The sequence below is a fragment of the Hymenobacter sp. B1770 genome (assembly GCF_049896385.1).
In the GTDB taxonomy this organism is placed as follows: domain Bacteria; phylum Bacteroidota; class Bacteroidia; order Cytophagales; family Hymenobacteraceae; genus Hymenobacter.
Window position 1 is genome coordinate 249066 of sequence record NZ_JAFCUF010000005.1, and the last position, 25185, is coordinate 274250.

Below are 25185 nucleotides of genomic sequence, written 5' to 3' on the forward strand. Positions count from 1 at the left end.
ACTGCCAAGAATTCAGAAGCCTGGCATCGACAGGTTAACGCCTGCCTAGCTGGCTACTTGCGGGCGGGTGGGGTTGCGGGCCGGCGCACGCGGGGCCCTGTGGCCGGGCTCACACGCCCAGGTTGCCACCACTGTCCGGCTGGGGTGGGCGCGACGGTTTTGGCTTGGGTGCCCCCGCGCAGGTAGGTATATTCCAGAATGCAGCCCTTGCAGCTGGTGCCTTTGGGGTCTTCCTTCGACGGGCCCGACGTGACGGAGGCGCTGTCGGTGGACAGATACAGGCGCGTGCCATCGGGCGAGAGGGCGAGGTCGCGGTAGCGAACCGGCGCCCGGAAGTACACCAGGGTATCGCCGGTAACGCCCGTGCCGGCAGCGTTCAGCTGCAGGCGAATGAGCTTGCCGTGCTTGAGAGTGGGCATCAGCAACGAGTTTTGCCAACCCGGAATGGCCGTGGCTGTGTACACAGCCAAGCTGCTGGGGGCCTCCGAGGGCCAGTCCGGGGCGTCTTTGTCGGCGGCCCGGGTTTTGGCAAACAGCGTGGTTAGGAACGAATTGGAATTGGGGTAGAGCGAGGCGATGGGGTCGCGGTAGGTGGCCGCGCCGATGGCTGCCGCATTAGCTTTCTCATTCTTGATGAAGGGGTAGCTGGTGTTCCAGGTGCCGGGCAGTGCGGCGTGCTTGGTAACGCCAGCCGCCAGCCCGTTGTAGTTGTCGTCGGCGTAGCCAATGATGAGCGGGTGCCCGTAGTTGCGGCCGCGCTCAATGATGTTCACTTCATCGTCTGAATAAGGCCCGTGCTCGCTTTCGTAGAAGCGGCCGGTGCCATCCACCACTGCGTAGGCCAGGCCCTGGGGGTTGCGGTGCCCGTAGCTCCACACCGCCGACTGGCGGGCAGGCGTGGCAAAGGGGTTGTCGTTGGGCAGCCACTGGTCAGTGGGGCTGGCGTCGGTGTCGGGCTCGAGGTGGAAGCGCAGGATTTTGCCGGCGTAGCGGTGCGGGTTCTGGGCGTGGTTGGGCTGGCCGGCGTTGTCGAACTGGCCTGCGCCCTGGTCGCCGGTGCTGTAGAATAAGAAGTCTTGGCCATTGACCGGGGCAATGAGCAGGCGGCCGGCGTTGTGGTCGTTGCTGCCCGGCAGGGTATCGCAAAGCGTAACGGGGTTGATGAGCGACTGAAGCGGCGGGCGGTATTCGTAGCGTACCAGGCGGGTGGTGAAAAAGTGCCCGCCGTAGTTAGCCGCTCCACCTTTGCCGGGCTGCTGGACCCCGGCAAAGCGGTAGATGTACACCAGGTACACGTAGGGCTTGCCCTGCAACAGCTGGGGGTGCACGGCTAGGCCCATCAGGCCGCCCTGGGGCCAGGGCTTGCCGCCGTCGGCCGAGTCAGGAATTTTATCGTAGCGCGGAAATTCCCGTTGCGCGTTCAGGTCCAGCAACACCGTTCTGGTGCCGGTGGCGGGGTCGAGACTGCTGACACGGTAGCCCTTGGCTTCGGTTAGCCAGAGGTGGTTGTCGGGCCCGTAAGCTACTTCCCACGGGTCGCTGAGCTGCCGGGCCAGCACGCGCACCGAGAATTCTTCACCTGCCGCGCCGGTCACCGTTTGGGCCGCGGCAGATCGCAGAAATAGCGCAAGCAGCATGCTGCCGATAATGCCAAAAACCCGCATATTAGGAGGGGAAATCAAGAAGGAAACTTAATTCAGTAATCGGGTACATTACTGCAAAGGCAAGGGGCATGTTGTTACGCTTCTGCTTGCAGCAACGTCGTTGCTGGCGGTTTGAGGGAGTTATCAGCACACCGCGCTGCATCGGTTATTAGGTAAGCTCTACCACAGCTACTGTTGGCCAGTCGACGTATAAGAACGGTTTTCTAGCGCCTCTCCTAACTTTTTTCATGCGTTCTCGGTCCCGGCCGGGCTTTGGGGCTGCTTTCCAGATTTTCTTCTACCTCATGAAATACGCTCTATTTGCGCTTCTGCTGAGCTTAGCGGCCTGCACCAGCCAACAGGTACAATACGCCCGCCCGCAGCCCAACGTCAATTTTCGGGCCTATAAAACGTATAATTTCATGGACGTCACAGCCCGCAACGAGGCAGCTTTTCAGGGCCCCGGCACGGGCATTGCTGCCCTCAAGCAGGCAGTTGGGCGCGAGCTGAGCCGGCGCAGCTACCAGCAATCCGACACGCCCGATATGCTGGTAAACATTGGCGTAGTGACGCAGGACAAGGTGCAAACCCGGGAAACCCGGATTCAGGAGGCCCCCGTTTACATTGGGCAGCGCCGGTACCACTGGCAAAGCCAGGACGTGGTAGTGGGCCGCTACGAAGAGGGCACCGCCACCATCGAGCTGGTCGATGCCGCCCAGCAGGAGCTCATTTGGCAGGGCTCGGTGAAAAGCGTGCTCACGCCCGACGAAGCCAAGCTCACGCAACGAATTGACAAGGCCATTACGGCCTTATTTGCTAAATTTCCGGTATCACCGCAGTAATTAACTGGGTTAGTCTACCGCCCGTTTCTCTATTTTTTATGGCTATGAATTCCGAACCCGATAAGCCGGCCCAGCACGACGAGGCCCGCCGGTATTTTCTCAAGCAGTCGTCGCTGCTCACGGCTCTGGCGCTGGTGCCCGGCCCGGTGGTGCAGGCGGCGTCCGCTCAGTTTGATGAAACCGTGGCGGCAGCCTTCGAAAAAGTCCCACTCAAGCTGGAAGTTAACGGCAAAAAATACAAGCTCAAAGTAGAGCCGCGCACCACCCTGCTCGACCTGCTGCGCGAACAGCTGAACCTGAACGGCACCAAAAAAGGCTGCGATTACGGCCAGTGCGGTGCCTGCACAGTGCACGTAGACGGCCAGCGGGTGAATAGCTGCCTGAGCTTCGCTGTGATGCACGACGGCAAGAAAGTCACCACCATCGAGGGTTTGGCAGACGGCGATAAGCTGCACCCCATGCAGGAGGCTTTTGTGAAGCACGATGGCTTCCAGTGCGGCTATTGCACGCCGGGCCAGATTATGTCAGCCGTGGCCTGCGTGCGCGAAGGTCACGCCGACTCGGAGGCCGAAATACGGGAGTACATGAGCGGCAATATCTGCCGCTGCGGGGCCTACACTAACATAGTGGCTGCCATTCAGGAAGTGAAAAACGGAGGGCAAAAGGTATGAACCAGTTCAATTACATCCGGCCCAGCAAGCAGCAGGCAGCCATTGAGGCCGTAGCCAAAGACGCCAACGCCAAGTTCATTGCCGGCGGCACCAACCTCGTCGACCTGATGAAGCGCGGCGTGATGGCGCCCCAAAAGTTAGTCGACATCAACCGCCTGCCCCTCACCAAAATCGAGCGCCAAGGAAACGCCCTGCGCATCGGCGCTCTGGCTCTGAACGCCACCGTGGCCGACGACCGGCAGGTGCGCGAGCGGCACCCGCTGCTGGCGCAGGCCATCAACGCCGGGGCTTCGGCGCAGCTGCGCAACATGGCCACCACTGGTGGCAACATGCTACAGCGCACGCGCTGCCCGTATTTCTACGACACGGCCATGCCCTGCAACAAGCGCGAGCCCGGCACTGGCTGCGGTGCCCTAGAAGGCATCAACCGCATGCACGCCATCTTTGGCTTCTCGGACAAGTGCATTGCCGTGCACCCCTCCGACATGAGCGTGGCCCTGGTGGCACTCGACGCCACCGTATTAGTGAGCGGCCCCAAAGGCGACCGCCGCATCCCGTTCACGGACCTGCACCGCCTGCCCGGCGACGCCCCTGAGAAAGACACCACGCTGGAGCCCGGCGAGCTCATCACGGCCGTAGACGTGCCCGATGGTCCCTTCACCAAGCACGTTAGCTACTACAAAGTGCGCGAGCGCGCCAGCTATGCCTTCGCGCTGGTATCGGCCGCCGCGGCGCTGGACCTCGATGGCACCACCATAAAAGCTGCAAGGCTGGCCTTTGGCAGTGTGGCCCACAAACCGTGGCGCCTCACCGCCGCCGAGCAGATGCTGGTGGGCAAGCCCGCTACCGAGGAAACCTTCCGGCAGGCGGCGGCTGTGGCCATGCAGGGCGCCAAAGCTTTCAAGCATAATGAATACAAGTTGAAGCTGGCGCCGAATACCCTGATTCAGGCCCTGAAAACCGCTGCCGCCTGATGTAGCGCGGACTTTTAGTCCGCGATGTGATACACTCTCGATTGTTCCGGGACGCGGACTAAAAGTCCGCGCTACTTATTTCCTTATGAAACCACAAAGCAAGCAAATAGGCGCCGGCATGAACCGCGTGGATGCCCGCCTGAAAGTGACGGGCGCGGCAACGTACTCGGCTGAATACCAGCTGCCCAATATGAGCTATGGCGTGCTGGTGGGCAGCACCATTGCCAAGGGCCGCATCAAGAGTATCGACACCCGCGCGGCCGAGCGGGCCCCCGGCGTGCTGGCCGTTATCACACACATTAATTCGCCCAAGGTGCCAGGCTTTGTGCCCACGGGCAAAGACCCCTCGCAGCCCCAAACCTTGGGCGGCCGGCTGAAGGTGTTCAACGACGACAAAGTGCGCTTCAACGACCAGCCCATTGCCGTGGTAGTGGCCGATACGCTGGAGCGCGCCCGCTTCGCAGCCCGGCTAGTGAAGGCGCAGTACGACCAGGAAAAGCACGAAACCAGCATGGAGGTGGGCGTGAAGCAGGGCTTTGTGCCTACTCAGGCCAAGAAAAATCCCAAGTCAAGCGTGGCCGACTACGTGCGCGGCACGGCCGACGCTTATAAAACGGGCGCGGTAAAGCTCGAATCGGAGTACATCATTCCGACGGAGGTGCACCACCCCATGGAGTTGCAGTCCATCACGGCCCACTGGGAGGCGCCCGACCGTCTCACGCTCTATGACAAGACCCAGGGCACCCTGGCCACGCGGCGCGACTTTGCTAAGGAGTGGGGGCTGCCCGAAGAAAACGTCAAAGTCATTGCCACGTTTGTGGGCGGGGCCTTTGGCAACGCGCTGCACAGCTGGCCGCACGAGTCGGCGGCCATCATCGCGGCCCACATCGTGAAGCGCCCGGTGAAGCTGGTGCTCACCCGCGAGCAGATGACCACCATGGTGGGCTACCGCCCCCACACCTGGCAGAAAATCGGGATGAGCGCCACCCCCGACGGCAAAATCACGGCCATCACCCACGAAGCCACCGGCCAGACGTCGAGCTACGAGGAGTTCACCGAGTCGACGGTGCAGCAGACGCGCATGATGTACACGGCGCCCAACGTGAACACCCGCTACCGCATTGCGGCGCTGGACGTGAGCACGCCCATCTGGATGCGGGGCCCCGGCGAGGCCACCGGCGCCTTCGCCCTGGAGTCAGCCATGGACGAAATGGCGCACCTACTGAACATCGACCCCATGGAGTTTCGCCTGCGCAACTACACTGACAAGGACCCCGAAAAAAACCTGCCTTGGTCGAGCAAGTTTCTGAAAGAATGCTACCAAGCCGGTGCCGAACGCATAGGCTGGAACAAGCGCCAGCTGAAGCCCGGCAGCCTGCGCGACGGCGAGTGGCTGGTGGGCTACGGCATGGGCGTGGGCACCTTCGGGGCGCACCGCGGTACTTCCAAAGCCAACGTGCGGCTGCTGCCTAACGGCACGGTGCTGCTGCAAAGCGCCGTCACCGACATCGGCCCCGGCACGGGCACGGCCATGACCCAGATTGCGGCCGATACGCTGGGCCTCTCGCCCGACAAAATCCGGTTTGAGTGGGGCAACTCGCAGTTTGCGCAGGCGCCCACGCAGGGCGGCTCAGCCATTGTAAACACGGTGGGCCCGGCCGTGCAGGAAGCCTGTCTGGCCCTGAAGGAAAAGCTACGCACCATGGCGGGCGCCAGCAACGGAGCCTTCGCGGCCGCCAAAACGCAGGACGTCGTTTTCGCCGATGGCTACCTGACCTTGAACGGCAACCCTACCGCCCGCGCCACCTACGCCGACCTGCTCCGGCAGACTGAGGACGGCTTCGTAACCGTGGAGTCGAAGCCGGATGGCGGCAACTCCCGCAAGTATTCTATGTACTCCTACTCCGTACATTTTGCCGAGGTGCGGGTGAACCCGCTCACGGGCGAAGTGCGGGTGAGCAAGCTGGTATCCTGCGCCGATGCAGGCACCATTGTCAACGAGAAAACCGCCGGCAACCAGATGAAAGGCGGCGCCGTGGGCGGCATTGGCATGGCTCTAATGGAAGCGGCGGTAATTGACGACCGGTTTGGCCGCTACGTCACCAAAGACCTGGCCGAGTACCACGTGCCCGTGCACGCCGACGCGCCGGCGGTAGACGTATTTTTCGTAAATCAACCCGACCCACACGTAAACGCGCTGGGTACAAAGGGCATTGGCGAAATTGCCATCATCGGCGTGGCCCCGGCCATTGCCAATGCGGTGTTCAACGCCACCGGCAAGCGCATTCGCGAGTTGCCTATCACGCCGGATAAGCTGATTTAGAGTGGCGTTTCAGGCGCTTGTTATATGAAATCAATGACGTCAAGTTCAGAAGCTGCTCACAGAATCCGAACAACATAAGCCCTGGGTCATGCTGATTCGCGCAGCATGACCCAGGGCTTATGTTTTAAGCATCTTCTCGCTTTTTAGTGAGTTGTTCTTACAGCAAAAATTTGCCGGAGTCCAAATAAAAGCCTGCTGGACGAAACGACTAGAGCCGGAACTGGGCGCTGAGCTTAATGCCAAAGTTGCGGTGTTCGGGCGAGAACGGGGTAATGCGCGCTGGCTGTTCGCGGTAGGTGACGCGATGAATGAAATCGACCCGCAGAAACTTGAAAATGTTCTCGACGCCGTAGCCGGCTTCCAGGTAAGGCTGCTTGTCCAGGGTGGGGATGCCAGGCAACTCGTGGCCTTCCTTGTCGCGCCGGGGCTGCACCCGGTTGGCAGCCGACAAGTCGCCATAGAGCATGTTGGCGGTGGCTACCAGACGCCAGTTTAGGGCCCGGATGCCAGGGATGCTGTTCAGAAAAAGGCCTTCGAAGCGATGGTCGAGCCGGAGCGACACCGAACGGTCAGTCACGAACTCAAAGTAATTCATCAGGTTGAAGGCATTGGCGTTGTAAAACGGTGTCTGGTTGCCAAGCGGGGTTTTGAGGATGAGGTAGGGCACCGCATCGGGAATGTAGCTGCCCTCGACGCGGTAGCCCAGGCGACCCAGCTGGCCCAGCGACACGCTTTGCGTCACCAGCAGGTTGAATTTTTGGTACGCCGGCGGGGCGTTTTCATCAAACAGGTTGCGGACGCCCAGGGTGTAGCGAAACGTAAACACGGGCAGGCGCCTCAGGCCAATGGCCCGGCGGCGGTTCTCGCTTTGCACCAGGTTTTCGTCGGGGGCGTAGCGCGACTCCAGCACCAGCTCCGAAAGCGTGAGGGCATGCCCAATGGGGGCCGAGGGGCCGCGCTCATGCGTGGAAAAGTACGCAAAGTCGTGCAGGGGCGACACGTCCTGGTGGCGCAGCGTCGCGGTTTGAATGAAGTTGTGAAACAAGTCGCGCTGCGCGCTCAGCGAGTACAAGTCGCGCAGAATGGGACGACCCTGAATAAAACGGCCCCAGCGCGAAGCCGCCAGAAACAGGTTGTTGTCGGGCAGAAAGTCATTGTCGAGCAGCGCCACCTGCTCCACGTCGTGCCGGTACTCGGCGCTGAGCACGGTCCAGTGGCGGCGCTCGGCAATAAAGCTGGTTTTGAGGCCGTATTTCAGGCGTCCGTCTTTGGTGCCGTAAGCCAGGTAGCCTTGACTGAGCCAGTCGCGGCTGATTTCGGGCGTGGTGCGGAAGCCAATGCGAATCCGGCTGCCTTCGTAGTCGTTGCGGGAGTAGGTATTGAGAATGGGCCCGAGGTCCCAGCGCCCCACGCGCTTGTAGCCATTTACAAACAGCTCGACCCAGTCGAGGAGGTTGCGGACCGAAGGCAGCTGCTTGGCCGAGTCGAGCACGGCAAAGTTCTGGCGCTCCGAAAGGCTGAGCGTGTCGGGCCGGTTCAGGTCAAAGTAGCCCGTGCCTGTGCCCTGCGGCAGCCCGCTGAGGAGGTTGGCGCTGGCGCCCTTCTCGGTGGGCTCCATCAGCGACGAGATAATGGGCTGGTCGTAGAAACCGGGCTCGGTGTGGGGCTGGTTGCGCACGAAGTTGCTGCTCACCGTGGTGAAGCGCACCAGCATGGCCGCCTGCTTTGCGGAGGGGCGCACGGCCAGCAGCAGCTTGGTGCGGGCAGGCAGGCCGGGGCCATCGGCGGGGGGCGTCAGCTCCTGAAACACGCGCAGCTCGCTCACGAAGTTGATGTTGGCGTTGGGGCTGGCTACCAGGTCGGCCCGGCGCAGGGCGTAGCTTTCGTCGGTTATCCAGATGGTGCCTTTGAAGGCCAAGTCGTGGGCCCGCTTCGGCGTAACGGCAATCTTATAGCACCAGTCCTTGCCTACAAATACCGAATCCTGCAGCTCGTACTCGTAGGTGAGGCGGCCGCCCTCGGCAATGGGCGAGATAAAGTCTTTGCCCAGAATGTTCTGCCAGTTGGGGTAGAAATCAAAGTTCTGAAAATTAGAACCCAGCATCTGGGAGAGTACCGAGCCTTCGCGCGGGCCCGCGCCCCGCATCTGCTTGTGCTGCAGGTCTTCGCGCCGGCGCAGGGGCGAGAATTTTTGGTACACCCGTGAGCTCACCTCAGAAGCGAAAATGGGCAGCGGGGCGTCCTGGTCGGCGGCAGCGGCAGCGCCCTGGCGCACAGCCAAGGCCCGAATGTCCTTGATAAGCTTGCGCTTGGCCATGCTGGCGGGCAAGTCAATCAGGCTTGTTTCGATGCGGTTGTACGAATCAAACTCGGCGGCATGCAGCACGCTGCGGTCGTTTTGGGGCTTGTGCTTCTGCACTTCGCGCAGGATGCGGAAGGCCGGGTTTTCGGGCTGGCGCGACGTCACCACTACTTCGGCCAGGGCCACGCCGCCGGCCCGCAACCGAAATAGCACCTTCTGCTCGGGGGCTTCGGTGAGCTTGCGCCGCTGAGTGGCAAAGCCCACGGCCGACGCCGCAATAGAGTCGGGTGTGCCCGTGAGAGTGAGCCTGAATTTGCCGTCAGCATCGGCCGTGACGCCGAAACTGGTTTTAGGAATAAAAATAGATGCGAATGGCACCGGTTCGCCATTAGTAGCCTCTACTACTTGCCCGCTGATTAGAATACGCTGGGCTGCAACTGGCAATGCCCAAAAGCAAACCAGGAGCAGCAGAGCAAAAAATCTCATACGAGGTATTGATTGGCCAAATGGTGGAACCGGGAGTAGACTCGCAATCTACGCAAAGCATGGTTGGCTCCCAACTAGTTCCAACCGTAATTGTGGAATTTCCACATGAAGAATGTAACCCACTAAGCGAGTACCCGCTATCGCGCTGATAAAGAAAATTCCTTCTGCTTTGCCTGATAGGAAATTATACTTTTTTAGGACATAACTGCTTAGCTGCACGGTCGCTAAGGGCTTGTAGCGCGGCCGTGCCCAGCAGAAGCTCTGTAGTTCGCGCTCCCGCGCCGTTAGCAACTCGTTCGCGTGTCGTTCAGGAACGCGAGCTACAAGGCGCGCTATAGCCCTCGATGCAGGATGCAGTAGATCAACCTGATAACTGTTGCAATAGCGCAGGCTTCGTCGAGAACCAGGCGGTTATTTGGTCACTTATAGGCTGCGGGCTTTTCAAAACCCTTATCCCACAAGCCAAATTTCAGTTCCAGGCAAAAGGCCCGGCGTGTCCTGTGCTAACTCAAGCAGTAGGCCCCGCTCCGCCACCTCGGCGCGGGTTATCTCCTCTACAGTGGCGGTGCCCCGGTAGCAGGCGCCGCCAGGCAGCACCGCTTCAACAGCAAGGGCAGTGTGCAGGTCGTAGTCCACCAGGTGGGGCGTAGAAGCAGCAGGCAGCACCAGCAGCCCCAGGCCCGGCAGGGGCCAGGCCGTGGCCACACACAGGAGCAGGAGGGGAGTGGGCATAAGCGAGGAATAGGCGAGCTTGGGCGGTACGTAAACCGAATGCTCCCGGATGCCGCCCCTCCGTTGCTCTTTCAGAGTGCAACTTCAAAAGAGCAACGGAGGGGCGGCAGCTTAACCTACAATGTAGCTATCGTTAGGGTGTCGGTGGCTCCGTCGACCTTTGGTTCAATGAATTCAACCACCTTCGTCCGAGCCTGCGGCTCGAGAATCCCCTCCTTAGCTAAGGAAGGGAGTTGGCCGGTCAGCTGTCGCGGCGCTGCTGGCTCTCCAGAAACTTATCCGCCGTGCGCAAGCTCAGCGCCATGATGGTCAGGGCTGGATTCACGCTCAGCGCACTCGGGAAGACGGAATTGTCGCAGATGTAGAGGTTGGGCACGTCGAAGGCGCGGCCGTCGGCATTTACCACCGCATCGTCGCCGCTCAGGCCCATGCGGGCCGTGCCGATGACGTGGGCCATGCGGGGAAACGCCCATATATCGGTGGCGCCGGCCGCCGTCCAGATGCGACGCATCAGGGCTTCGGCGTGGTCATTCATGCGGCGCTCGTTTTCCTGCATAGTGAAGTGCAGGCGGGGTTTGGGCAGGCCGCGGGCATCCTTTTCCTCGGCCAGCTCCAGGTAGTTGTCGACGTGGGGCAGGCAGTCGCCCAACATGTTGAGGCCCGCCACGTGGTTGTAGTTCCTCATGTAGTCACGCAGCTGCTGGCCCCAGTATTTGCGGCCCCGCGCCACCTGCCCGGCAAACGTGACCGGCATAAGGCCCGTGCTTTGCAGCAGGTAGCCGCCCACAAAATCAGCATCCTTGGGCCGGTGCGTGTCCTGCGAAATTAAACCGCCCGGAAAGCCTTTGTAGGGCCGCACAGCTTCGGCAAACGTGCCAAACACCTTCACGCCAGAGTGCGCCATCAGGTTTTTGCCCACCTGCCCGCTGGTGAGGGCTAGCTCGTTGAGCAGCAAGAGGCGCGGCGTTTCTACCGCGCCGGCGCACAGGAACAGGTGGCGGCAGCGCTGTCGACGCTCCTCGCCGTTGTGGGTGTACACCACGCCGGTAACGCGGCCGCGCTCGTCGCGCTCTATCTCTGTCACGAAGCTGTTGGGGCGAATATCGGCCCCGTGCGCTACCGCCAGCGGGATGAAGGTGACGTCCATGCTGGCTTTGGCGCCGTTGGTGCAGCCGGCCTGGCAAAAGCCGCGGTTGGTGCAGGCCTCGCGCCAGCCCACGCCTTCCTGATAGTAGCGGGCCGAGAGGGCGGCATTGGCCGCCGGCGAAGTGGCAATGCCCAGCAGCTCGCAGCCCCGCGCCATGAGCTTGGCGGCACTGTTGAGGGGCAGCGGCGCCAGCGGGTAGCCCTTGCGGCGGGCCGGTCCCCAGGGATAAGGGGTAGGGCCCGAGATGCCCAGGAACTGCTCCAGCTCCTCGTAGTACGGCTCCAGTTCCCCATAACCAAAGGGCCAGTCTTCGCCCTGCCCAAAATCGCGCTGCAGGTGCAGGTCTGCCGGCAGCGGGCGGGGCGTGTGGGCGGTGTAGTTCAGTGTCGAACCGCCCACGCCGGTGCCGGAATTGTTATGGCCCATGGCCAAAGGGTCTTGGCCAGCCGCAAGCCGCTCATCGTTCCAATACAGGTACTCCTGCGCCTTTTCGTCCGTCGCAAAGTCGGTCTCGAGTTGGTGCCAGGGGCCGGCTTCCAGCGCCACCACCTTCAGGCCAGCCATGGCCAGGCGGGCCAGAAGCGGCGCCCCGCCCGCACCCAACCCAATAACTACGCAGTCGACTTCATCGGCCTCGGCTGGTATGGCCTGCGGCTGCTCCAGAGTAGTGGCAGCGAAAGCAGCTGCAGGCTCCTCAGTCATTAGGGAGCGGAGCAGCGGGTCCTGTATTTCGGGTAGTACGGGGTTGAGGATACTTTCTTCGAGGATTTCTTCGTCGGGCATAAAACTAACGGTATAGGATAAGAGAGCTATAACTCCCCTCCTTAGAATAGAAGGGGATGTTCGAGCTGCAGGCTCGGACGGGGGTGGTTGGATACGTTGCACGATGGGCGAACGACACACCCAAGCGACTCGCGGCAGAATCGTTCGCTCATCGTGCAACGATTCAATCACCCCAGCTGGCGCTGCGCGCCAGCGTCCCCTCCTTAAAAAAGCAGGAGAGTTTGACGTTTACTGTTCGGGCTGTGGCTCCCGGGCTTCGCGCTCATCGAGGCCAATTTTTAACCAAAACGGCAGGTCGGCCATGCCCGCGTACCCAATCTCTTCTTGGGCCAGCGGGTGGGCATAGTAAGTTTCGGTGAGTTCGGCCAGCAGTTCCTCGAAGAACCGGCCCGCGTCAAGGGTCAGCCATGTGGTGCCGGGCGGGTTGCCGTTGGCCAGGGTTTGAAGCACCGCGTCCTGCTGCTCGGTATTTAGGGCCAAAAAATCGGCTTGGTACAGCGAGTGGGCGATTTCCTGAATGCCACCCAGGCCCATGCGCAGGGCCTCGCGGTCGGGGGGCAGGGCGTCGTAGCGCCAGCCATCGGCGCGGCCTGTGAGCAGGCGTTGGTCGACGGCCGGGGCGAGGGATATGGGCTGCTCGGGGCGGTCGGGCTGCGGAAAGAGGCGGCCGGCCACGGCTTTGAGCAAGGCATAGGTTTCGGGCGCCAAAAACTGCGGCTCGTAGGTAGCAGGCGCATCGAGCCGGCTTTGCAGGGCAGCGCGCGTAGCGTCGGAGACGTGCTCGGTATTGAGCAAGGCGCGAACCGTGCCACTCGGGTAATTTAGAGGAGACATATAAGAAGCTTCGGCTGATAGAATACCGCAGTAAACGGCTCAGCTAATAACTCCTTACGAGCAAAAAAGTCCCGATGGCTTGCCCTGTTTATTAGTTTTTATAGAGAGAGTCAGTAGAATATCGTGTTGCTATGCCCGGCTTGGTAGGCCAGGGCTACGGGCGTGCCCGCCTTGCCGCTATTTCAGCAGCATAATGGCCGCCATGGTCTCAATACCATCCCACAGGTTGCCGAGGCGAATATTTTCGTTTTCGGCGTGCTGGTTGTTGTCGTAGTTGGCCACCGGTACCGTAATGGTCTGGGCTTTCAGCTGTTCTTCGAACACGTACAGCGGCAGGCTGCCGCCCATGGTGGGCAGCACCACCACAGGGTCGGTGGTAGTGGTTTGCACGGCCGCAATGACTTGCCGCGCAATGGGCAAATCGAGGCGGGTGCGCTGGGCATTGTAGCCTTTTTCGGAATTCACGCGCACCAGCAAGGGGTATTGGGCACGCTCGGCATCGGTCGGTTCATCGGTCGTGACGTGGTAGCCCTGCTTCTCGATGTGGCGAACGACTTTTTGCACCTGGCGCTGGGCGTCGTTGCCGGGCACGAGGCGCAGGTCCAGCACGGCCGAGGCCACCGTAGGAATGACGTTGGCGGCCAGCGCGCCCACGTTGGCGCTTTGCATGCCGTTGATGTTGAGCGAGGGCTGATTAAGCAGCTCTACCAGCGACTGGCCGGTGCCGTATGGCCGGGCAAAGCCCAACTCCTGACGAATGGTTTGGTCCAAGTTGGGCACTTGGGCGATGGCGGCTTTTTCGGCCAGGGTCAGCGGCGTCACGTCGTCGTAGAAGCCGGCCACGCGTACCCGGCCGGTGCTGTCGGTCATGGAAGCCAGCAGGCGGGCGAGGTTCAGGGCGGGATTTGGCACCCAATTGCCGTAGTGCCCGCTGTGCAGGGGGCGGCGCGGGCCGTACACTTTCAGGCTCATGTTCACGTCGCCGCGGGCGCCGAACACCACCTGCTTGCGGCCAGACTGATGCACTGGGCCGTCGCAAATCACCCACAGGTCGGACCCGAGCAGGGCCTTGTGCCGCGCCAGAATCTCGGCCAGGTGCGGCGAGCCGCGCTCTTCTTCGCCCTCGAAAAAGAACTTGACGTTGACCTTGGGCTTTAGTTTGCTGGCCACTAGGGCCTGGTAGCCGGTGAGGATGGCCATCACACCGGCTTTGTCGTCGGAGGCGCTGCGGGCGTACAGGCGCCAATCGGGGCTAAGGGGCTGGCCGGGCGCGGGCCGCGTGGTGAGCTGCCCGCCGCGGTCGAGGGGCCTTGTGGCCAAGGTGGGCGTAAAGGGGCTAAGGCCCTCGCGCCACTGCGCGGGGTTCACAGGCTGCCCGTCGTAGTGGGCGTAGAAGACGATGGTGCGGGTGGCGCCGGGCGTGCGCACTTCGCCAAATACTACCGGCGGCGCACCCGGCGTGGGAGCCGCCAGCAGCTGCGTTTTGATGCCGCGGCGGCGCATCATGTCTTGAATAAACACGGCCGTGCGGCGCAGGTTGGCCGTGTCGGCAGCCACGTTCGGAATGGCCACAAACTGCTCAAATTCCGTGAGCAGTTCCTGCTCGTGCCCTAGGCGGTATTGCCGCACCTTCTGCAGCGGGTCGTTGGCCTGGCCGGCCGCTAGGAGTGCAAGGAGTGCGAGGGCATATAGCTTCTTCATGGTCGTAAAGTAAAGTCCGTTCCGCAAAGATTTCCTGGTATGAGCTAGGCTGAAGTTAGCCCATGAAAAAAGCAGCCGACACGGGGCCGGCTGCTTTTTAATGTTGCAACAAGTGAGGGTGCTTATTTGAACAGCGCCAGGGTTTTGATAAATGTTTGCGACACGCCCCAGGCCAGGGGCACGCCCACGAATAGCCAGGCTAGCACCAACGACATGGTGGAGGTTTCTTCGGCGTTGGCGTTGGAGGTCGAATTTGATTGCGGATTCATATCGAAAGCAGAATTGAAAGTGAACGATGCTACCTGTGCTACCTAGTGGGCGCCCGCCGTGGCCGGAACCGGCGCAGACGTTTTCACGTGATACCGCTCGGCCACGGCCGAAACGAGAAGGTTGGCAATGAACCCGACGACGAGCACGCCGGCCATCGTATAGAACACGCTCTGGTACGCTGCTGCTCCCACCAAGCCCTTGGCTTTCTGGTTGTCGCGCAGGTAGTTTACAAGCAGCGGCCCCAGAATACCGGCCGTGGACCAGGCCGTGAGCAGGCGGCCGTGGATGGCGCCCACCTGCATGGTGCCAAACATGTCGCGCAAGTAAGCCGGTATGGTAGCAAAACCGCCACCGTACATGCTCATAATCACGCAGCACGCCACCACAAACAGCGTCAGCGAGGCATTGGCGGCCAGCGTGGGCACCAGGGCATACAAGGCAATGCCCAGGCCGAAATAAATCATGTAGGTTGGCTTGCGGCCCAGCTTGTCGGAAGCTGACGACCAGAAGAAGCGGCCCAGCAGGTTGAACAAGCTGAGCAGGCCTACGAAGCCGGCCGCTGCTGCCGCCGTTACGCCTCGACCTGCACCCATGGACGAATCCGAAAAGGACTCCTGAATAAGCGGCGAAGCCGATTCGAGCACCCCAATGCCCGCGGTCACATTCATGCACAGCACCACCCACAGCAGCCAGAACTGCGGCGTCTTGATGGCGGTATCTGCGTCCACATTGGCCGTGGTGATAAGGGCCGTCGATTGGGTTTTGGGTACGTAGCCTTCTGGTTTCCAACCCTCGGCGGGTACCCGGATTGTGAATACGCCAAACATCATAAAGGCCAGGTAAATCAGGCCCATGGCGATGAACGTAGGCGCGACACCCATGGGGGCCACGTCCTTGAACTGCGCCATGAGGGCCACGGCCAGCGGCGAGCCTATCATGGCGCCGCCGCCAAAGCCCATGATGGCCATGCCGGTGGCCACGCCCGGCCGGTCCGGAAACCACTTAATCAGGGTGCTCACCGGCGAGATGTAGCCGATGCCCAGCCCGATGCCGCCAACAAAGCCGTAGCCGAAGTACACCAGCCAGATTTGGTGCAGGCTCACGCCCAGCGCAGAAATAAGAAAGCCGCCTCCGAAGCACAGTGCCGAAGCCAGCATGGCTTTGCGCGGCCCCACTCGTTCCAGCCACTTGCCAAACACCGCCGCCGACAAGCCTAGCAGCACAATGGCAATCGAGAAGATGACGGCCAGCTGGCCCGGCGTCCAGTCCAGAGCATCGGGCTGGTCCACGTTGCCGCTGATGAGCGCGCCCATGGGTTTCTTGAATACGCTAAAGGCATAGGCCTGCCCAATGGCCAGGTGAATGGCCAAGGCAGCCGGTGGCACCAGCCAGCGGCTGTAGCCGGGGCCCGCCACGGTACGGCTCCGGTCAAGGAATGATGAGGAATTTTCAGCCATAAAAGTGGGAATTGGAATGAAAAAAATTGACGTGAAAAACGAGAAAATACGCGCCATTCGCTGCTGCCAGAGCACTTTGAACTGTCGCGAGTGGAAAGGTAACCGGCTTTTTAACTGATTGATTGCAGGCTCTTCAAAAATATTGCTAAACAGCTATAGCTTTTGAATTCTTAAAATGGGGAGTGAATAATTGTTGCCACCCCACAGTTATTCACTCCCATGCCCGCAGGTGACGGCCTAACTCGTCGTTGCTTGGTTTGCAGACGGCCGCGTGCACGAGGCTGCTGGTCATGAAAGAGCTGCCTACGCTAAATACACGAGAGCGGCTATGTGCTGTTACGTGCGAGCCTTTTCCTCCATTACAGCCGCCGCAGCACCACCCGGCGATTGAGGGGGCGTTGAGCAGGGTCGGCGTTATTGGCTACGGGCTGGGTACCACCAAAGCCCTTGGGCCGCAGCTGCCCCGGGGCCACCCCATGAGCCGTGAGGTAGAGGCACACCGCTTCAGCTCGTTGCTGTGAGAGCAGCCGGTTGAGTTCGGCACTGCCCACGTTATCGGTGTGGCCCTGCACTTCGAAGCGCAGCTTAGGTTGGGCACTGAGCGCGGCTGCCAGGCCATCGAGCAGCCCACGCGCCGCCGGCAGCAGACGCGCCTGGCCCTGGTTGAAGTAAAGCTCGGGCAGGGTTATGGCTTCGCCTACGCTGAGGCTGGCCAACTGAGCTGTGCTGACTGCTTTCGAGGATGTTGAAACGCGAGCAGACGCAAGCCCGGATGGCGGGCGCTTAGCAGCCGCGGTAGCAGCGCTGGCGTTCGGCTTGGATGCAGCAAGGGCTGCTTTGACGGCGGCCATGGCCAGGGGCTGTGTGGGCGAAGGCGGGGGCTGTGTGGGCCGAATGCCTGCTTCAACTCGCTTGGCAGCAGCCAGGGCAGGGGCTTGCGGGGGAGCCTCGCGCTCGGTAGGAGGAGGCAAGGGCGGCACCACCCGAGTCGCTACTGCCTTGGGGTTTTCCCGAAACAAATACTGCGTGGGAATGGGGGCCGGAGTGGGTGTCTTGGCTATTGCGCCCCACAAATTGCGCCACGACGCAGTAAGGGGCTTCAGGGGCTCATCGGGGCGCTCCCAGGCAACGACCGCGCGGGTGTCCAGGATATCCTGAAAGTATTCAACCCGCAGGTGGTAGGGCTCGCCAGCTTTGAGGGCTATGGCCCTGGTGAACCGGCTTACGGGTTGCGGGCGCCACTCGTCCATAATCAGGCGGTTGTTTACCCAGATGCGGATGCCATCGTCTACGGTTACGTGCAACACGTATCTGCCAGTGGCCGGTGGCACCAGCCAGCCCGTCCAGCGCACCGAGAAGTATTCGGTGGGCAGGCCGAGGGCCGGGGGCAGGTGGCCCCAGTCGAAAGCCAGGGTAGCATCGCGGCGGCTGAGTACGAATTTGTCGAAATTTGTTCCCTCGTAGTAGTCGCCCCTAAGGCCATTGCCCACTAGTTGGGCCTGGGCCACAGCAGGCGGCATCGGCAGGAAAACTCCCGCCAGTAGCAGCACCCTAAGCAGCAGTAGCGCCCCAGGCCACCGATAAGTTCTGCAAGCCATGGGTTCTTAACGGGAATTCGGAAAAAGTGGTATTACTTTTTCCAAATTACATACTGAAGCTGAGGGCCTGCTACTTGAATTCGTTGCCGCAGTGGAAACAATGGTGCCGCTTGCCGCGCACCGGATACCGAAGCACCACTGACAGCAGCGCCGACCAAAAACCGTAGGTATTGCGTGTAGCCGGCCCATAGGCCACATCCGACGAGCCACAGCGGGGGCAGCGGGGGGCCACCGGGTCGGGCGCATCGGCGGCGAAGGATGCTTCATCGGGACCGGTAGCCAGCGGCACGGGCACCTCGCGCAGGATTTCCAGCGCTGCTTCTACATCGCTCTGCCGCACGTGCAGGCGCACACCCCCGGTGATGGGGCTGTAAAGCGGCATCAGCGACACTAGGTTTTCATTGCTGAGAAAGCACGGAATGCCCGCCGCTTCGAGCCGGGTACGGGCCAGGTTGGCCGCCATGGGCTCGTAGTACGACTCAAGAAAAACAACGGAATCGGGTGAGGCCATGCCAGGAGAGGATTAACAGCGAGCTACTTCGACGCTTGGGCCTGGCGCTTGCTCGCTTCCTTCAGCCCTTCGGCCGTGCGGCCGACTTGCAGGGCCACAAATTCGGCTTGCCGTGCCCGAATCCGGACCTCGTCGCGGGCCGGAATGTCCATGCTTACCTGCTTGGCTTGGTCATTTAGGCGCTTATACACGGCGCGGGCGTAGTCCCAGTCGCGGTCGGTCCAGGTGGTGCGCTGCGTGCGGGCCGAGCGGATGAGTTGCGCGTAGGCGTTGGGCAGGTCGGCCGGGGTGAGGTTGTCCAGCTGCCCCGAATAAGGGCCCATGAGCTGGTTTTCCATGGCAATTTCCTTGCGCGGGTCCAGCGGCTGCTTGCGGCGGGCCCGGTTGGAGGCGTCGTAAGTAGCGGCGGCTTTGCCTACGTTGGACAAGCGCTGCCCGGCTTTGCGGGCGAGTGTGTCGAGCTCGCGCACGCCCTCGCGGGTTACTTCCTGGCGGTCGCGGGGGGTGGAGTCGCAGGCCGTGAGCAACAACGGCAGCAACAGCAGCCCCGACGCCTTCAGTAATCCCATTTTCAAGCCTTCAATCAGGTGGTTCATAGCACTAGGCGAGCACTGGTATGCGAAGCGCTCTGGGGCCTTCTACGGCTGCGCCATGCGAAAGGTAAGCGTGAGTTCATACTCTACGGGCACAGCACGGGTGCCGATGCGGGCCGGTATCCATTCGTTGGGAATGGTGCGAGCCACGCGCAGGGCCTCCTGGTTGCAGCCGCCTCCGATGCTGCGCAGCATCGGAGGCGGCTGCCTGTCCCAAGGTATCAATGGCAAATCCGATAACGACCTGCCCCTGAATGTTGCGGGCCTGCGCCTGTTGCGGATACTGCAACTGCGTAGTGTAGGCCGCCAAAGCGGGGCCGCCGCCCACATACAGCGGCGGGCGGTCTACCACGCGGCTGGCCCACTGGCCAGGGCGGTTTTCCGCTCGGTAAGTCATGTCGCCGGAGAGCCAATAATAAATCAGCTCCTTGGTCGAGTGGTCGTAGCGTTGTAATACTTTTTCTTTCGAAGCGGTGTAGCCGTAATACTCCCAGACGCCCACTTTGTTCTAGTGGTCTATCAGGCCACTTTCCCACTTAGTGGTTCAGTGCTTTTGAGCGTTGGCAGCGAAAGCCAGCCCTAAAAGCAGGCAAAGCTGCCAGCCTTTTGTAATTGTGATTTTCAAGGGATAAAAGCTTGTATAAACAGGCAGCAGTTGTTATACATTTCCCAAACGACTGGGGTCGGGAAAGGTGACAAATGCTGCCTGTTTCTACAACGCTATCACTCTAAGCCACCTCCTTCAAGCTGCTCGCGCAGGCTGAAGATTTGTTCGTTGAGCCCCGGTAAGTGAGGGCAAAGTATTAGTAGGCGCTCGAGTACAAGGAGGGCGCGCTGATACTCCCCCAACTGTCGAAAAATGCTCGACTGGCCCCAAAAAGCCCCAAAATGCCGCGGCTCACGCCTTAGCGTCTCGGTTATATCGTCCAGCGAGGCCCGATATTCCCCACGCAGGTAGTAAGCCGTCGCCCGCTTGTTCCAGCCCTCAGCAAAATCCGGCTTAACTTGGATTATACGAGTAAAACAGCTGATGGCAAGCGTGTGGTCGCCGGCTTGCAGGGCGCGCATGCCCGCTTCCAACTCTTTGTCGAGCGCTACGTCGCCGGTCGTCAGCCACAGCTGCCAAATGCCGTTTTGCAGGGCCTCAATTTCCGTGGGCGCTGTAGCCAGCCGCAGGCGGGCAAATAGGTCGTCGAGGGCATTTGATATTTAACAGTTAGCAATTAACACCTGGGTTAATAAAGCATTAGCACACAGCATAAATACTGTGTGCGCATGACCTACTCTACGAGTATTAAAGGCTAATTGATAACTATTAACTGACTAAAACAGCTCTTTGGCCACCCGCCGGATGCTCTCCGACTTACCCATGGAATAGTAGTGCAGGCAGGGCACGCCGTAGGCCATAAGCTCGCGGCTTTGGTTCAGGCACCACTCAATGCCCACGGTGCGCACGGCATCGTTGTCGCGGCATTGGCTCACTGCCTCTACCAAGGCTTCGGGTAGATTGAGGTAGAAGGCGCGCGGCAGCATGGTGAGCTGCGACTTAGTAGTCAGCGGCTTGAGGCCTGGAATGATGGGCACGTTGATGCCCGCCGCACGGCACAGCTTTTCGAAGCGAAAAAACTCCTCGTTGTCGAAGAACATCTGGGTCACGATGTAGTCGGCCCCACGGTCCACCTTGTGGCGGAGGTAGCGGATGTCGGCATTGTAGTTGGGCGCCTCGAAGTGCTTTTCGGGGTAGCCGGCTGTACCAATGCAGAAGTTGGTGGCCCACACGTCGTCCTGTTCCTGGTCGAGGTATTCGCCCTTGTTTAGGTTCGCCACCTGCCCGATGAGGTCGCAGGCATAGGCATGGCCGTCCGGCTCGGGCTTAAACACGCCCTCCGATTTGATGGGGTCGCCACGCAGGGCCAGTACCGAGTCGATGCCCAGGAAGTGAAGGTCAATCAGCGCATTTTCAGTTTCCTCTTTCGTGAAGCCCCCACAGATAAGGTGGGGCACGGTGTCCACGTCGAAACGGTTTTTGATGGCCGCGCAGATGCCCACCGTGCCCGGCCGGCGGCGCACGGTTTTCTTCTCCAGCAGGCCGTTGGGATGCTGGCGGTACACGTATTCCTCGCGGTGATAGGTCACGTCGATGAAGGGTGGCTTGAACTCCATGAGCGGCTCAATGTTCGAGAACAGCGTGTGGATGTTTTCGCCCTTTTTGGGCGGCAGCACCTCAAAGGAAAACAGCGTTTTGCCGTCGGCGCGAGTTAGGTGTTCGGTAACTTTCATGGATAGTAGCGCGAACTTTTAGTCCGTGCATGGGGCGTTAGGCAGATATTCTGTGGGATTCAGACGCGGACTAAAAGTCTGCGCTACTTCGGTTCGTAATTGAGATTAGGCATCAGCCAGCGCTCCAGCTCGGGCAACTCCACGCCCTTGCGTCGGGCAATGTCAGCTACTTGGTCCACGCCAATTCGGCCGAGACCGAAGTAGCGCGCATCGGGGTGCGCGTAGTACATGCCGCTCACCGAGGAGGCCGGGTACATGGCCAGGTTTTCGGTGAGGGTGATGCCGGTTTTGCCTTCGGCATCCAGCAGTTGGAATAGCGTAATTTTCTCGGTGTGGTCGGGGCAGCCGGGGTAGCCGGGCGCAGGGCGCACGCCGCGGTATTTCTCCTGAATGAGGTCGTCGCCGGTGAGGTGCTCTTCGGGCGCATAGCCCCAGAACTCGCGGCGCACCCGCTCGTGTAGGCGCTCGGCAAAGGCCTCAGCCAGGCGGTCGGCCAGGGCCTTCACCATGATGCTGGAATAGTCGTCGTGGTCGGCTTCAAATTTCTCCAGCAGCTTCTCGATGCCGATGCCGGCCGTGACGGCAAACCCGCCCATGTAGTCAGCCCGGCCGGAGTCCTTCGGCGCCAGGAAGTCGGAGAAAGCAATGTTGCGGATGCCGGGCCCTTTCTCGCCTTGCTGCCGCAGCGTGTAAAACTCAGTGGCTACGGTGTCGCGGTGGTCGTCGGCGTAGATTTCGATGGTGTCGTGGCCCACGGTGTTGGCCGGCCAGAAGCCCAGCACGGCGCGGGCCGTGAGCAGTTTCTCGTCGATGATACGCTTGAGCATGGCCTGGGCGTCTTCGAACAGCTTGGTAGCGGCTTCGCCCAAGTTCTCGTCGGTAAGAATGCGAGGGTAGCGGCCTTTCAATTCCCAAGTGTGGAAGAAGGGCGTCCAGTCGATGTACTCGGCCAGCTCGGCGAGGTCGTAATCTTCCAGCAGTTTGGTGCCCAGGAAGGTGGGCTTGGTGATGGGCGTGGTGGCCCAGTCGGCTTTGAACCCGTTTTCGCGGGCAGCCTCGATGGTGAGGTAGTTTTTGTCGCGCTGGCGGCTGGCGTAGTCGGCGCGCAGGGCGGCGTAGTCGGCCGCCACCGTTTCAGCGTAAGCGGCCTCGCCCGAGCCGAGCAGGCCGGCGGCTACGCCCACGCTGCGCGAGGCGTCGTTGACGTGCACCACGGCCCCGCTGTAGGCCGGGGCAATTTTCACGGCCGTGTGCAGGCGCGAGGTGGTGGCGCCACCAATAAGCAGGGGTACTTTCATGCCACGCTTTTCCATGGCCTGGGCTACATACACCATCTCATCGAGCGAGGGCGTGATGAGGCCGGAGAGGCCGATAACGTCCACGTTCTGAGCTTGGGCTTCGTCGAGAATCTTTTCGAGCGGCACCATCACGCCGAGGTCCACAATGTCGAAGTTGTTGCAGGCCAACACCACGCCCACAATGTTTTTGCCGATGTCGTGCACGTCGCCTTTCACCGTCGCCATCAGGATTTTGCCGGCGGTCTGTCGGTCGGCGCCGCGCTTGTCAGCCAACAGGTAGGGCTCGAGGTAAGCCACGGCTTTCTTCATCACGCGGGCAGATTTCACCACCTGCGGCAGAAACATTTTGCCGGCACCAAACAGGTCGCCCACCACGTTCATGCCGGCCATCAGCGGGCCTTCAATCACATCCAGCGGGCGGTCCAGCTCCTGGCGGGCGGCTTCAGTGTCTTCGTCAATAAATTCAGTGATGCCTTTTACCAGCGCGTGCGACAGTCGCTCCTGCACGGGCAGGCTGCGCCAGGCGTCGGCCACTACTTCCACCTTGCCTTTTTGCTTCACGGTTTCGGCAAATTCCAGCAGGCGCTCGGTAGCATCTGGGCGGCGGTTGAGGAGCACGTCTTCTACCAACTCCAGCAGGTCTTTGGGCACTTCGTCGTATACCGCGAGCTGGTTGGGGTTCACAATGCCCATGTCCAGCCCCGCTTGGATGGCGTGGTACAGAAAGGCCGCGTGCATAGCCTCGCGCACCACGTCGTTGCCGCGGAAGGAGAACGAAATGTTCGACACGCCGCCGCTGGTGAGCGCGCCGGGCAGATTCTGCTTAATCCAGCGCACCGACTCAATAAAGTCGATGGCGTAGTTGCGGTGCTCCTCCATGCCGGTACCGACGATGAGGATGTTGGGGTCAAAAATGATGTCCGTGGCCGGAAAGTCGATGCTCATCAGCAGGTCATAGCTGCGCTGGCAGATTTCCTTGCGGCGCTCGAGCGTGTCGGCCTGGCCGTCCTCGTCGAAGGCCATCACCACCATGGCCGCGCCGTACTGGCGCACCGTGCGGGCCCGCTGCAAAAACACCTCCGGCCCTTCTTTCAGCGAGATGGAATTGACAATGCTTTTGCCCTGCACGCACTTCAGGCCCGCTTCCAGCACGCTCCATTTTGAGGAGTCTATCATCAGCGGCACCCGCGAAATATCGGGCTCCGAGGCAATGAGGTGCAGGAAAGTGGTCATGGCCTGCTCAGAGTCGAGCATGCCTTCGTCCATGTTGATGTCGAGTACCTGGGCGCCTTCCTCCACTTGCACGCGGGCCACGGCCAGTGCTTCCTCGTAGGCACCGGTGCGGATGAGCCGGGCGAAGGCACGGGAGCCGGTCACGTTGCAGCGCTCGCCCACGTTTACAAACAAGCTTTCGGGCTTGATGGCAAAGGGCTCCAAGCCGCTCAGGTGCGTGGCCCGCGGAATTTCGGTTGGCAGTGGGCGCGGCTGGTACCGCTCGGCCAGCTTGCTGAGCTCGGCAATGTGCTGGGGCGTGGTACCACAACAGCCGCCTACCACCGTCACAATGCCGTCCTTCAAATAATCTTCGACCAACGCCGCAAATTCCTGCGCCGACTCATCGTAGCCGCCAAACGCATTGGGCAAACCGGCATTAGGGTAAGCCGAAATGTGCACGTCGGAAATGCGGCTGAGCTCTTCCACGTACTGTTTGAGCTGGTTGGCGCCGAGGGCGCAGTTCAGGCCCACGCTCAGCAGTGGCAGGTGGCTGATGGAGTTCCAGAAGGCTTCCACCGTCTGGCCCGACAGCGTGCGGCCCGAGGCATCGGTGATGGTGCCGGAAATCATGAGCGGCACCTGGCGGCCGCCTTCGTCGAAAAACTTCTGCACGGCATAAAGTGCCGCCTTGGCGTTCAGCGTGTCGAAGATGGTTTCGATGAGCAGCGTGTCCACGCCGCCGTCCACAAGGCCACGCACTTGCTCCAGGTAGGCGGTGGCCAATTCGTCGAAGGTCACGGCGCGGAAACCGGGGCGGTTCACGTCGGGCGAGAGCGATGCGGTGCGGTTGGTGGGGCCCACGGCGCCGGCCACAAAGCGCGGCTTATCGGGGGTAGAGTACTCGTCAGCCGCTTCACGCGCCAAGCGCGCCGACTCGTAGTTCAACTCATATACCACGTGCTCCAGCCCGTAGTCTGCCTGCGCGATGGTGGTACCCGAGAAGGTATTGGTTTCCACCATGTCGGCCCCGGCGGCGAAGTACTCGGCGTGGATGCCCTTAATGATGTCCGGCCGCGTGAGGCTGAGCAGGTCGTTGTTGCCCCGCAGCGGCTTGGGGTGGTCAGCGAACCGGGTACCGCGAAAGTCTTCCTCGGTCAGCGGGTGGCGCTGTATCATGGTGCCCATGGCGCCGTCGAGAATCAGCAGGCGCTGGCGGAGCAGGTCGGGAAGAGGAGAAGGAGCGGCAAGGATGGCAGTGGGCATTTCTTTCGGATTGAGTAACGGGCAAGTAGCGCGTATCCAGAAAGAAACCCGAACAGTGCTGTTCGGTTCCGGCTGTCATCTTCTTTCACCCAAAAGGAGGTGAAACGGGAGTTGGCACCTACTCTAGGTAGGTTGCCAAGACGTCATCGGGCCCGGTCCCTCGGTCTTTCTGGATAGCAGCGTAGGACGAAGATACAGCCGCTTCCGCGAATTCGCATGGTGCACCTTCGCAACCTAAGGGCCCGATAGCAGTTTAGTACAA

Annotated in this window: 19 protein-coding genes and 1 riboswitch; of the genes, 4 read left to right on the plus strand and 15 right to left on the minus strand. The window is 61.0% G+C overall.

Going from position 1 to position 25185, the window contains the following annotated elements; all coding sequences use genetic code 11:
* Nucleotides 1-53: 53 nt before the first annotated feature.
* The gene (locus ACP7AJ_RS12340; RefSeq protein WP_426060510.1) at nucleotides 54-1664 is read right to left on the minus strand and encodes a PQQ-dependent sugar dehydrogenase; all 1611 of its coding nucleotides are present in this window, start codon (nucleotides 1662-1664) and stop codon (nucleotides 54-56) included.
* A gap of 227 nt (nucleotides 1665-1891) precedes the next feature.
* Between ACP7AJ_RS12340 and ACP7AJ_RS12345 the strand changes: the two genes are divergently transcribed.
* The 4 genes from ACP7AJ_RS12345 (at nucleotide 1892) to ACP7AJ_RS12360 (ending at nucleotide 6453) form a co-directional block, all read left to right on the plus strand.
* Nucleotides 1892-2485, plus strand: a complete 594-nt coding sequence (locus tag ACP7AJ_RS12345; protein WP_426060511.1) for a DUF4136 domain-containing protein — start codon at nucleotides 1892-1894, stop codon at nucleotides 2483-2485.
* 44 nt (nucleotides 2486-2529) lie between these two features.
* Entirely contained in the window at nucleotides 2530-3156 is a 627-nt protein-coding gene (locus tag ACP7AJ_RS12350) for a (2Fe-2S)-binding protein (protein ID WP_426060512.1), read from the plus strand.
* Nucleotides 3153-4130, plus strand: a complete 978-nt coding sequence (locus ACP7AJ_RS12355; RefSeq protein ID WP_426060513.1) for an FAD binding domain-containing protein — start codon at nucleotides 3153-3155, stop codon at nucleotides 4128-4130. The genes ACP7AJ_RS12350 and ACP7AJ_RS12355 overlap by 4 nt, the downstream gene beginning before the upstream one ends.
* Nucleotides 4131-4215: 85 nt before the next feature.
* Nucleotides 4216-6453 (plus strand): xanthine dehydrogenase family protein molybdopterin-binding subunit, encoded by a 2238-nt coding sequence (locus ACP7AJ_RS12360; RefSeq protein ID WP_426060514.1) that lies wholly within the window; start codon nucleotides 4216-4218, stop codon nucleotides 6451-6453.
* A gap of 208 nt (nucleotides 6454-6661) precedes the next feature.
* On the opposite strand, the gene ACP7AJ_RS12365 is transcribed toward ACP7AJ_RS12360, so the two are convergent.
* From ACP7AJ_RS12365 to metH, 14 genes are all read right to left on the minus strand, one after another.
* A complete protein-coding gene (locus ACP7AJ_RS12365) occupies nucleotides 6662-9241 on the minus strand; it encodes a DUF5686 family protein (RefSeq protein ID WP_426060515.1) in 2580 nt (859 codons plus the stop codon).
* Between the two features lie 450 nt (nucleotides 9242-9691).
* Complete coding sequence (locus tag ACP7AJ_RS12370; RefSeq protein WP_426060516.1) at nucleotides 9692-9973, minus strand: hypothetical protein; 282 nt, start codon at nucleotides 9971-9973, stop codon at nucleotides 9692-9694.
* A gap of 241 nt (nucleotides 9974-10214) precedes the next feature.
* The gene (locus ACP7AJ_RS12375) at nucleotides 10215-11903 is read right to left on the minus strand and encodes a GMC family oxidoreductase (RefSeq protein WP_426060517.1); all 1689 of its coding nucleotides are present in this window, start codon (nucleotides 11901-11903) and stop codon (nucleotides 10215-10217) included.
* A gap of 228 nt (nucleotides 11904-12131) precedes the next feature.
* Nucleotides 12132-12737, minus strand: a complete 606-nt coding sequence (locus ACP7AJ_RS12380; protein WP_426060518.1) for a gluconate 2-dehydrogenase subunit 3 family protein — start codon at nucleotides 12735-12737, stop codon at nucleotides 12132-12134.
* Nucleotides 12738-12914: 177 nt separating this feature from the next.
* Nucleotides 12915-14438, minus strand: a complete 1524-nt coding sequence (locus ACP7AJ_RS12385; RefSeq protein ID WP_426060519.1) for a M20/M25/M40 family metallo-hydrolase — start codon at nucleotides 14436-14438, stop codon at nucleotides 12915-12917.
* 122 nt (nucleotides 14439-14560) lie between these two features.
* Complete coding sequence (locus ACP7AJ_RS12390) at nucleotides 14561-14707, minus strand: MFS transporter small subunit (protein ID WP_426060520.1); 147 nt, start codon at nucleotides 14705-14707, stop codon at nucleotides 14561-14563.
* 42 nt (nucleotides 14708-14749) lie between these two features.
* A complete protein-coding gene (locus ACP7AJ_RS12395) occupies nucleotides 14750-16165 on the minus strand; it encodes an L-lactate MFS transporter (protein WP_426060521.1) in 1416 nt (471 codons plus the stop codon).
* A 359-nt stretch (nucleotides 16166-16524) separates the two neighbouring features.
* Nucleotides 16525-17685, minus strand: coding sequence for a PA14 domain-containing protein (locus ACP7AJ_RS12400; RefSeq protein WP_426060522.1), 1161 nt, complete (start codon nucleotides 17683-17685; stop codon nucleotides 16525-16527).
* Nucleotides 17686-17833: 148 nt separating this feature from the next.
* Nucleotides 17834-18274, minus strand: a complete 441-nt coding sequence (locus tag ACP7AJ_RS12405; protein WP_426060523.1) for a DUF2007 domain-containing protein — start codon at nucleotides 18272-18274, stop codon at nucleotides 17834-17836.
* 23 nt (nucleotides 18275-18297) lie between these two features.
* Nucleotides 18298-18870, minus strand: a complete 573-nt coding sequence (locus ACP7AJ_RS12410; protein WP_426060524.1) for a hypothetical protein — start codon at nucleotides 18868-18870, stop codon at nucleotides 18298-18300.
* Between the two features lie 76 nt (nucleotides 18871-18946).
* Entirely contained in the window at nucleotides 18947-19369 is a 423-nt protein-coding gene (locus ACP7AJ_RS12415) for a hypothetical protein (protein ID WP_426060525.1), read from the minus strand.
* 221 nt (nucleotides 19370-19590) lie between these two features.
* Complete coding sequence (locus tag ACP7AJ_RS12420; protein WP_426060526.1) at nucleotides 19591-19935, minus strand: tetratricopeptide repeat protein; 345 nt, start codon at nucleotides 19933-19935, stop codon at nucleotides 19591-19593.
* Between the two features lie 255 nt (nucleotides 19936-20190).
* Complete coding sequence (gene metF, locus ACP7AJ_RS12425; protein ID WP_426060527.1) at nucleotides 20191-21147, minus strand: methylenetetrahydrofolate reductase [NAD(P)H]; 957 nt, start codon at nucleotides 21145-21147, stop codon at nucleotides 20191-20193.
* A gap of 83 nt (nucleotides 21148-21230) precedes the next feature.
* Complete coding sequence (gene metH / locus ACP7AJ_RS12430; RefSeq protein ID WP_426060528.1) at nucleotides 21231-24923, minus strand: methionine synthase; 3693 nt, start codon at nucleotides 24921-24923, stop codon at nucleotides 21231-21233.
* Between the two features lie 72 nt (nucleotides 24924-24995).
* Nucleotides 24996-25103: riboswitch (SAM riboswitch) on the minus strand.
* Between the last annotated feature and the right edge of the window lie 82 nt (nucleotides 25104-25185).